General features: G+C 66.0%; 11 protein-coding genes. 7 read left to right on the top strand and 4 right to left on the bottom strand.

Annotated elements, in window-relative coordinates:
* A partial coding sequence (locus tag ACRDU5_RS12310) for a DUF7157 domain-containing protein (protein ID WP_526614818.1) occupies window positions 1-302 on the top strand: 302 nt, incomplete at its 5' end.
* A 214-nt stretch (window positions 303-516) separates the two neighbouring features.
* The gene (locus tag ACRDU5_RS12315; protein WP_526614819.1) at window positions 517-1560 is read left to right on the top strand and encodes a PQQ-dependent sugar dehydrogenase; all 1044 of its coding nucleotides are present in this window, start codon (window positions 517-519) and stop codon (window positions 1558-1560) included.
* Here ACRDU5_RS12315 and ACRDU5_RS12320 read toward each other — a convergent pair.
* A complete protein-coding gene (locus ACRDU5_RS12320) occupies window positions 1557-2723 on the bottom strand; it encodes an FAD-binding domain (protein ID WP_526614820.1) in 1167 nt (388 codons plus the stop codon). The genes ACRDU5_RS12315 and ACRDU5_RS12320 overlap by 4 nt on opposite strands.
* 44 nt (window positions 2724-2767) lie before the next feature.
* The gene (locus ACRDU5_RS12325; RefSeq protein ID WP_526614822.1) at window positions 2768-3253 is read right to left on the bottom strand and encodes a hypothetical protein; all 486 of its coding nucleotides are present in this window, start codon (window positions 3251-3253) and stop codon (window positions 2768-2770) included.
* A 259-nt stretch (window positions 3254-3512) separates the two neighbouring features.
* Between ACRDU5_RS12325 and ACRDU5_RS12330 the strand changes: the two genes are divergently transcribed.
* Both ACRDU5_RS12330 and stpK7 read left to right on the top strand, forming a co-directional pair.
* Window positions 3513-5039: a serine/threonine-protein kinase gene (locus ACRDU5_RS12330; protein ID WP_526614823.1), complete on the top strand. Its 1527-nt coding sequence runs from the start codon at window positions 3513-3515 to the stop codon at window positions 5037-5039.
* A gap of 103 nt (window positions 5040-5142) precedes the next feature.
* Window positions 5143-6948 (top strand): serine/threonine protein kinase StpK7, encoded by a 1806-nt coding sequence (gene stpK7 / locus ACRDU5_RS12335; protein WP_526614824.1) that lies wholly within the window; start codon window positions 5143-5145, stop codon window positions 6946-6948.
* Here the strand turns inward: stpK7 and ACRDU5_RS12340 are convergent.
* The gene (locus ACRDU5_RS12340; protein ID WP_526614825.1) at window positions 6941-7477 is read right to left on the bottom strand and encodes a DUF5994 family protein; all 537 of its coding nucleotides are present in this window, start codon (window positions 7475-7477) and stop codon (window positions 6941-6943) included. The two genes, stpK7 and ACRDU5_RS12340, sit on opposite strands and share 8 nt — an antisense overlap.
* Before the next feature lie 380 nt (window positions 7478-7857).
* Here ACRDU5_RS12340 and ACRDU5_RS12345 point away from each other — a divergent pair, with 380 nt between their 5' ends.
* Both ACRDU5_RS12345 and ACRDU5_RS12350 read left to right on the top strand, forming a co-directional pair.
* A complete protein-coding gene (locus tag ACRDU5_RS12345) occupies window positions 7858-8061 on the top strand; it encodes a cold-shock protein (protein ID WP_526614826.1) in 204 nt (67 codons plus the stop codon).
* A 228-nt stretch (window positions 8062-8289) separates the two neighbouring features.
* Window positions 8290-8748, top strand: a complete 459-nt coding sequence (locus ACRDU5_RS12350; protein ID WP_526614827.1) for a DUF5994 family protein — start codon at window positions 8290-8292, stop codon at window positions 8746-8748.
* Between the two features lie 75 nt (window positions 8749-8823).
* Here ACRDU5_RS12350 and ACRDU5_RS12355 read toward each other — a convergent pair whose 3' ends face one another.
* Window positions 8824-9168 (bottom strand): type II toxin-antitoxin system HicB family antitoxin, encoded by a 345-nt coding sequence (locus tag ACRDU5_RS12355; RefSeq protein ID WP_526614828.1) that lies wholly within the window; start codon window positions 9166-9168, stop codon window positions 8824-8826.
* 229 nt (window positions 9169-9397) lie between these two features.
* Here ACRDU5_RS12355 and ACRDU5_RS12360 point away from each other — a divergent pair.
* On the top strand, window positions 9398-9864 hold a 467-nt coding region (locus tag ACRDU5_RS12360; protein WP_526614830.1), incomplete at its 3' end, for a wax ester/triacylglycerol synthase domain-containing protein.

The following is a 9864-nucleotide window of genomic DNA, read 5'->3' on the forward strand; positions in this document are numbered from 1 at the left end:
GGCCTGCGGCGCCACCGCCGAATGCGCGACAGGTGGTCGCGCTGAAGATGGTGGTGGCTGCACCTCCACCGGTGTACCGGGCGCCGGCGCCGGTGTACGAGGCGCCCGCGGCTGCACCGGTCGCGCCACCGCCGGTTTATGTGCCGCCCCGGCCCGCCGTCCCGGCGGTGCCGCCGCAGCCGCGGCTTCGCGATCGGATCATCGAACGCATTCCGATCATCAACCGATTCCACGAGCCGGAATATCCCTACCCGCAGCGGAACTGGGACCCGGGCGGAGTTGTGACGCGCGAAGGTCCCTAACGAGGCCGTCGTCGCCCATGTCGACGACGCAGAATTCCTGGTTGCCGAGTTGTTCACGTCGGCGGATGAGGCATGCCGGGACGGCGGCAATCAAGCCCGCCACGTAGTGTCGCCTCCGCTCAGCGTCCTCGGCGACCCTAGCGGGTAGTAGGACGCGAGATTTCACGCGGCGACGAACGGTGGTTCGTCTGCCAATTACGGGTACATCTGATGTATGGCCCCCTTGAAACGCGCCGCGGTGGCGCTCGTCTCGGCCGTGCTGCTGGTCGCCGCGTGCGCAAACGATGTCGAATCGCGCGGTCAGCCGAACGTCGCCGGAGTTGCCGACATCGCCACCAACCTCGATGTGCCGTGGGGCATCGCGTTTCTGCCCGACGGCAGCGCGTTGATCGCCGAACGTGACAGCGGCGCGGTCAAGCACCTTTCGGTAGGGGCCGTGAATCCAGTCGGGAGTGTGGCCGGCGTCGCTGCGCGCGGTGAAGGCGGTCTGCTGGGTCTTGCCACGTCGGGTCAAACGGTGTTCGCCTACCTCACGACGGCGGGCGACAACCGGGTAGTGCGGATGGGCTTCGACGGCGGCGCGCTGACCGAGCAGGCGCCGATATTCACCGGGATTCCTGCGGGTTCCTCCCGCCACAACGGCGGGCGCATCGCGTTCGGACCGGACGGCAAGCTCTACGTGGCAACCGGGGAGGCCGGTAATCCCGAGCTGGCGCAGGACCGAACTTCGCTGGGCGGCAAGATTCTTCGCATCAATCCCGACGGGTCGGTACCGTCGGACAACCCCGATCCGGCATCGCCGGTCTGGTCGTACGGGCATCGCAATATCCAGGGGTTGGCGTGGGATTCGGCGGGCCGGCTGTGGGCCACCGAGTACGGAGCGAACCTTTTGGACGAACTGAATTTGATCGAGCCGGGCGGCAACTACGGCTGGCCGATGGCCGAAGGTCGCGCCGACACCGCGGGACTGATCGACCCAGTGATCGAGTGGGGTGTCGACGAGGCGTCGCCGGCCGGGCTGGCCTTCTTCGGTGGTTCGTTGTGGGTCGCGTGCCTGCGCGGTCAGCGGCTGTATCGGGTGCCGGTCGGCGGCGACGGCGCGCTGGGCGATCCGGCGGCGCTGTTCGTCGGCGAGTTCGGGCGGCTGCGAACGGTTGTGCCGGCGCCGGACGGCACGCTGTGGTTCACCACCAGCAACCGCGACGGTCGGGGTTCTCCCCGCGACGGCGACGACCGGATTCTGCAGCTGCGGCCCTAGGCCTGGTATTCGGGCAAGTCGAAGTCGTCGCGCACGTTGGGTGCCAACAGCCGCGCCAGCGGCGCGAGGTTCATCGTGCGCATCGCTGCGTTGCGGAACCAGAGGCCGAATCGGGTCTTGGTGGCGAAGAAGCCGATCAGCCGTTCGGCGCCGGCTTGCTTGTCTTTGATGAACGGACGCAGCCGCGTCTCGTAGGCGTCGAAGGCGCGGCGGTGGTCGCCGCCGGCGCGCAGCAGCTCCCCGGCGAGCACATAGGCCTCGGTGATGGCCAGTCCGGTGCCCTCGCCGCCGAGCAGCGATATGCAGCCGGCGGCATCGCCGATAAGCAGGACCCGCCCGTGCGACCAGCGGTCCATCCGGATCTGGCTGACGATGTCGAAATACAGGTCGTCGACGTCGTCGAGCGCGGCGAGAATGCTCGGGCATTCCCAGCCGACGTCACTGAACTCGTTGCGCAACTGCTGCTTTGGCGACAGGCCGGCGCTTTCGTGCTCGGCGCGGAACACGAACAAGAACATGGTGCGGTCGCCGCGTAGCGCGAAGCGGGCCACTTGCCGGCCGGGCGTGTTGTGGGTGACGTAGACCAGGTCGTCGCGCGGTCGGTATCCGTCGACGACGCAGGCGGCCACCTTGCAGCCGAGGTAATGCTCGAAGTTCTCTTCGGGGCCGAAGACCAGCCGCCGCACGTTCGAGTGCAGTCCGTCGGCGCCGATGACGAGGTCGAACTCGTCGGGCGGGCTTTGTTCGAAGGTCAGCCGCACGCCGTCGGCGTGCTCGTCGATGGTGGCGATGCTGTTGCCGAAGAGGGTGTCGACCTTGCCGTCGATGGTGTGGTAGATCGCTTCGGCCAGGTCGCCGCGGGGCAGGCTGATGAAGTCGTCGCCGATCATGCGAAGAAAGACGTCGACCCCCAACTCCGCTTTGGCCGCGCCGTCCGACCCGACGGAGCGCACACACCGCACGTCGTACCCGGTGTCGCGGATGGTCTCCTCGATGCCCATGCGCCGCGCGACGCGATAGCCGACGCCCCAGAAGTCGATCATGTAGCCGCCGGTGCGGAATTTCGGCGCCTGTTCGATCAGCGTCGGTGTGTGGCCGGTGCGGTGCAACCAGTGCGCCAGCGCGGCGCCGGCCACACCGGCTCCGCTAATGGCGATCTTCATACCTAGACGCTTTCCCCGACGGGCGCGGATCTAGACGCAGACGGCTAACTGGCCGGAGTGAACCGGACCGCGGCGAAGTGGTCTCGATCGACGGCCTCGGTGAACTCCTCGAGGGTGGGGATGCGTTGATCGCGGAATTTCAATCCCATCATCCGCTGGGCGCGCTTGACGCCGTAGGACTCGGCGCAGCGCTGGTAGAGATCGGCGACGACCGCCCGGTCCTGGATGAGTTCGCCGCGCATGGTTGTCGTCTTGCCGTCGTGCAGCACCTCGGCGGTGGCGCCGTCGCGGAAGTTGTGCTTCCAGCCCGCGGAGGCAAGCGCGTAGAGGTCACCATCGATCCGGTGCGCGCTCACCGGGAGTGAGAACTGGCGCCCCGTCTTGCGTCCGGTGAAGCTCAGCACCATGATCTGCTCGCGCGCGGCGCCCGCGAGTGGAGTGCGCAGCAAGAGCCGCAGGAACGGGTTGACGGCATTGAGTAGCGGTTGCGGCGGATGCCCAATGGTGACCGCGGGAGACTGTTCTGTCATGCCCTCACCGTAGGACCAATCCAGCCGCAGTTCACCTCACGTTGCAACCAGCGCCTGTTGTGGCAATGATTGCCGCTGTTGCACCGGCCGCAATTGCGGCCGCCGCCGACGACGGCGTGGGGCCGCTTTGCTTGCACGGGTTGGGTGCACTAGCTGCCGGGCACGTTAAGTGATCGTCCAATGCGGGAACACTTTCATCGCCGCACGTCGGGCTGGACGGTGGCCTCACGAGGGTCGGGACGACGGAAAGGATTGCAAAATGGCCTCCCCGTACGGCGGCCCCCGGCTGGGCACCCGATTCGGGCCCTATGAGCTGCACTCTCTGATCGGTGTCGGCGGAATGGGTGAGGTATATCGCGCCTACGACACCGTTAGAGAGCGGATGGTGGCCGTCAAACTCTTGCGCGCAGAGATGGCCGCCGACTCGAGCTTCCAGGAGCGTTTTCGGCGCGAGTCTCGGGTAGCGGCCCGGCTGCAAGAACCCCACGTCATCCCGGTGCACGACTTCGGCGACATCGAGGGAGTGCTCTATATCGATATGCGGCTCGTCGAGGGCGCCAGCCTGAAGGACGAGCTGCGGGCGAACGGCCCACTGGAGCCGAGGCGCGCCGCGTCGATCATCGCGCAGGTGGCTTCCGCCCTGGACGCCGCACACGCCGACGGCCTGGTACACCGCGACATCAAGCCGGAGAACGTGCTGCTCACGCCCGATGACTTCGCCTATCTCGTCGATTTCGGCATCGCCCACGCCGGTGGTGACGTGAGCGTGACGAAGACGGGGTTGATCATCGGATCGTGCGCCTACATGGCCGCCGAACGGTTCAGCGGCGGGCACGTCGGCCCGCCGGCCGACATCTACTCGCTGACGTGCCTGCTCTACGAATGTCTCACCGGTCGGGCGCCGTTCGAGGCAGGCGACTTGCGACAGCTGATGAGCGCGCACATGTTCTCACCGGCGCCGCGGCCGAGCATCATGCGCCGGGGGATCAACCGAGCATTCGACGACGTCATCGCCAAGGGCATGGCCAAGAAGCCCGCGGACAGGTTCGCCTCTGCAGGTGAACTGGCCAAGGCAGCGACCGCCGCGGCGGGCGCGCCCCAGCCCCCGCTCCCGGCGCCTCCTCCGCCGAGCCCGCCGTCGAGCACCCGGCAGTTCTCGGCGGTCTACCCAAACCCGGCCGGAACGGGCTACACCCCGTACCCGCCGCACATCCAGCCACCCGAGCCGCCGGTGCGGAAGTCGCATTTCAGCAATACCCAGGTGGCGCTGGGCGCGGCGGTGATCGTGCTGTTCGGGGCGGCTGTGGTGCTGGGCGCGCTGTTGGTCTTCGGCGACCGCAACAGCGGCTCTGCGCCGCAGACCACGCTGGCTGAGCCGCCACCCGCGAGCACGACCACCGAGACGATCACCCCATCAACGACGAGCGAATCACCAACGACGACGAGCCCGACGGCCAGCGCCGGCACGCCAGAAATTGATGGGCAGGGCTTCGTCGGCCACGCGGCCCGCTGCGACCCGGGGAGCTCGCCGGCGGCCATGATCCGAACCGCGCTGTCCCTGGCGGTCGTGTGTGAGACGACGCCCGGGAGTTACCACTACCGGGGTGAACGACTGAGCGACGGCGCCAACATCCAACTCGCCAACGCGGTGCCGGCCGGGGGCGGGTTCGACGTCACCAACCCAGCCGACGGCGCTCGGTACGAGGTGCGCCCCGATCGGCTCACCATCCTCAGCAACGGTGGGGTGGATTCGGTGGAGCCTGCGCTGCAGTACGCCTCGCGTTAGCGATCACGCAGCATCGACGCACTCCCCGACATCGCTGGCAAAGCTGATGTAGCTTCAAGCGACACACCGATGCGGGCTTGGCCCGCCGAGGAGTAACTAAACGGTGGATGCGACACCATTCGGGCACTATCAGCTGCGGAAGCTGATCGGCCGGGGCGGTATGGGCGAGGTCTACCTGGCCTACGACACCAAAACCGACCGCGTCGTCGCGCTCAAGGTGCTGCCACACCATCTGGCCCAGGACGCCACGTTTCAGCAACGGTTCCGTCGCGAGTCGCAGGCGGCGGCCGGGATCAACGAACCCCACGTGGTGCCGATCCACGGGTTCGGCGAGATCGACGACCGGCTCTATCTGGACATGCGGCTGATCGAGGGCCGCAACCTCGGGGCCATGCTCAACGACAGCAGCAAGCCGCTAGGGCCGGCGTTCGCGGTGCCGGTGGTCGAGCAGATCGCTGCGGCGTTGGACGCCGCGCACCAAGCCGGCCTGATCCACCGGGACGTCAAACCGTCGAACATCTTGATCACCGACCGCGCCTTCGCCTACCTGATCGACTTCGGTCTGGCCCGCACGGCCGGTGACCCCGGGTTGACCACGGCTGGCAGCACGCTGGGCACGATGGCGTACATGGCCCCGGAGCGTTTCGAGGGCGGCCGGATCGACCCACGTTCCGACATCTACGCGCTGACCTGTGTGCTGTATGAATGCATCACCGGCACGCGGCCCTATCCGGCGGACAGTCTCGAGCAGCAGATCGCCGGGCACATCAACGCCCCGGTGCCTCGGCCGTCGGCCACCGATCCCAAGCTGGCGGCTTTCGACGAGGTCATCGCCAAGGGCATGGCCAAGAAGCCGGCGAAGCGATACCAAAACGCCCACGATTTGGCCGCCGCCGCGCGGCGCGCGCTGAATACGCCGGTGCGTGCGACGGGCGGCTCCGGGCGGCATTCCCGTCGGGCCAAGACACCTGAGCGCCGGCGACTCCCGGGGCGACTCCTGGCCGTGGCGGGCGCCGCGGTGCTGCTGGTCGCGGCGATTGCGTTCGGGGCGTGGCAGTTCTGGCCCAATCGGGGTGATGACCGGCCGGCGGGCGGTACCGACACAACGTCGCCGGCGGCTCCAGGTGCGCCCGATGGCGCAGTGCCGGCGATCGCGGCGACGGTGCCCGACGACATCAAGGCGACGGGTCGGCTGGTGATCGGGGTCGACGTGCCGTATGCGCCCAACGAGTTCAAGAACTCCGCCGGCGAGATCGTCGGCTTCGACGTCGACCTGATGAATGCGATAACGAAAACCCTTGGGCTGACACCGGATTACCGCGAGACGGCGTTCGAGGCCATCATCCCGGCGGTGCAGGGCGGGGAGTTCAACGTCGGGATGTCGTCGTTCACCGACACCGCGGAGCGGGAGGAGTTGGTGGACTTCGTCACCTACTTCGAGGCCGGGACGCTGTGGGCGCAGCGGACCGGCTCGGGGATCGATCCGAACGCCGCGTGCGGGCTGAGGGTCGGCGCGACGCCCGGCTCCACCCACTTAACCGTCGAGATCCCGGCCAAGAGCGATGAATGTGTGGCGGCGGGGGTGGCGCCGATTGAGGCGGTGCTCTACGAGCGCCAGGACCTACTCACCGCGGCGCTGATCGCCGGGGAGGTCGATGCCATGTCGGCCGATTCGCCGGTGACGGGGTTCGCGATCAAGCTCAGTGGCGGCGCGCTGGAGGCGGCCGGTGAGGTGTTCGACACCGCGCCGTACGGCTGGCCGGTGGCCAAAGGCTCAACGCTGGCCGAATCGCTGCGCCAGGCGCTGGAGCACGTGATGGCCACCGGCGACTACAAGACCATCGCCACCATGTGGGGGGTTGAGAAGGGCATGATCGACACGCCGGTGATCAACGGCGCGATCAGGTGATCGAGGATCTCAACGTCGAGCTAGCCGCAGGCCTGCCGCGCAGCGCGCTTTCAGCACGCGCGGCACGCACAATGTCATCGGCGGCTCGGCATACCGGGGCGTCCAGGTGCATGGGCAGGATCGGAAGAGTAGCGGCCTGACGCAGCAACATCACAGCGAGGGCTCTGGTAGTCCGCGACGGAACGACCAATAGATTCACCCGCGCCAGACTGCCGGTAACGGTCATCACGCGTTGGTGGCGGACCTGATGACCTGGAATAGCGGCGATGCGACTTAGTAAGTCAAGGTCTGGTACACCATCCAACGACGACCAATTGACGCCGATATCGATGACCTCGCCCAAGCGCTCTCGGAGGGCGTCGATCAGTTCAGGTAACTCCCGTGCCACCGACGCGGAGTGCGGCCACCACGCCCCGTCAAGGTCACCGCCCAGCTTGGAAGCCAAGGAAAGCCGGATCGGGCTGGCCAACCGCCGCCGGTCCAGCGCGCTCATCGTGCCGCACTCGTCGAAAAGGTAGCCGAAATCCATTGGTCTGCAATAGGATCAATGTGTAAGCCCGTGTGATCCATGGACAATTCCTTCGCTTCGAGGCCGATCCAGCGCCGCCTGCAATCCGGCATGCGAATCGGCATACGAATCGGATCGCACGTTGATCTTGTTCGGCCCAGTCGGGCGGATCAGGTTGACTAGCGAAACGGTTCAGTATCGACACTACACCGAGGGGATGACCCGCGAACACTTCGGGCAAGTAGTCAAAAGCAGTGCGCATAGCCCGCTTACGAAAAGCGTTTTCTCTCAGACGAAAACAGTTCATCAACGCTGCGGGCGACGGCTTTGGCCGCCGCCCGTGCTACCGTGATGCAGGATGTTCTTCTACATCCGTTCAGAATGAGAGAAGTTGAAAAAGTATGGCACAGGGAACTGTGAAATGGTTCAACGGCGATAAAGGCTTCGGCTTCATCGCCCCCGACGGCGGCGAAGCAGATGTGTTCGTCCACTACTCAGAGATCCGCGGGGACGGGTATCGATCGCTCGAGGAGAACCAGCGAGTTCAGTTCGACATCGAACAGGGGACCAAGGGTCCTCAGGCGGTCGGAGTAACCGCCGTCTAGCAAGCTCTAGGCAACGTGGGCTGGTGGGAATTTCCTACCAGCCCACATCTCTTTGTGCATAACAACTTTCGCTCGGCAGGCGGTCCTTCGCGTCGGCTCCCGGGTCGGTTGGAATCCGATGCGCGTAGAGTGAGGGCATTCGGCGGTACGTCGCACGCGACCATCTGAGATTGTGTTGTCGCCGATTCGAATGAATTGGGCCGTCCGAGGCTCAGACGGGATCGACCCATGGCACTACTAGAGAGCCGTGCCGCCTCCGGCCGGCGTCACGCGGGACCCGAGAACACGCCGCGGCTGCGGTTGAAGCGCAAGGCACCCACCACCGGGTATGTCGACGGAGCATGGTGGCCGCACGGCGATGATCTGCCGACCGAGCTTCCCGATCTGCTGGCGGTGCTGTCGGTGCGCCTCGGCACCGTGGCACGGGTGATGTACAACCTCGACGAGTGGGCAAAGGCACCGCGACGACTGACTACCGGCGGACGCACGGTCCGACTCGACGGATACCACCGCCAGCCGCCCAATACGCTCGAAGTTCTCGACGCCCGCGGCAACAAGATCGTCCTGCTGGTCGTCCCGATGCAAACCGACCCCGATCTTGCACACTCCATCGTGATGGCCGCCGCCGCCACGGACAACGCGTCGAGTGTCGACTCCCTGCTCACCGCCGGCAAACAGCCGTTCTGATCAGCGACAGTGGCGGTTGGAAAGCGATATCGCCGGCGATATCACTTCCCGACGGCCTATGCCGCCAAGCCGCGCCTACCAGTCCAAGTTGGGTTTCCGGTCGGCAAGCTTCTGTGCCACCCACTGGTTGAGCGACACACCTTGCTCGGCGGCTTCCACCATTAGCCGTGCGTGGAGTGCTCGCGACGTGCGGACCATGAACCGTCCGCTGTAGTTCTGCTCTGTCAATGGCGTCGGCGGCTCCCCACCGAAAACCTCATCCATTTCACGCAAGTGTTCGACCACCGCGGCCTCGATGCGCGCAAGCGCCTGCTGTGCCGTCGGAGCCGAGGCGAGAAGTCCGGTGATTTCGACGCACCGGGCCATGTACTGCTCGGTGTCCGTCGACCACTCCACGCGGTAGGTGTAGTGGTTGCCCATTGCAAAACGCTATCGCGGGCGATATCACCTTTCAGACACCAATTTGGCAGGCGTGCGCCGACGTCACTCCTGTCACACGATGGCGACCGTGTTCGGTTGTAGAACGTGATAGCGCATGTGATATCGCCGCGAGCGGCGTCACCGCAACTGCGGCCTCTCGACGTTTGCAGAGCCAGTCGGATCAGATGGCAGCGTTTGTCGCTCGGGTCAATCGGGGTACGCGGAGTTGATGGAACGGCTAAGCGGGCTCGACGCCAGTTTCCTGTACATCGAATCGCCCACGGTGCCACTGCATGTCTGCTCGGTTGTCGAGTTGGACGCATCCACCATTCCCGGTGGCTACACCTTTGACCGGTTACGTGACGATCTGGCGTTGAGGATCAAGGCGCTGCCGGAGTTCCGGGCAAAGCTCGCCGACAGCCAGCTGAACCTTGACCACCCGGTATGGGTCGAGGACAACGACTTCGACTTGTCTCGTCACGTGTTCCGGGTCGCGCTGCCGTCGCCGGGAGGGCGAACGGAGCTGGCCGACCTTTGCGGGCAAATCGCGTCGGTTCCGCTGGATCGAGACAAGCCGCTGTGGGAGATGTGGGTGGTCGAGGAGGCCGCCGACACGGATGCGCACGAGGACGGCGCGCTCGCCTTGATGTTCAAGGTGCACCACTCCGCGGTGGACGGCGTCACGGCCGCGAACCT

Origin of the sequence: Mycobacterium sp. (assembly GCF_050701515.1) — a bacterium.
Taxonomy (GTDB): domain Bacteria; phylum Actinomycetota; class Actinomycetes; order Mycobacteriales; family Mycobacteriaceae; genus Mycobacterium.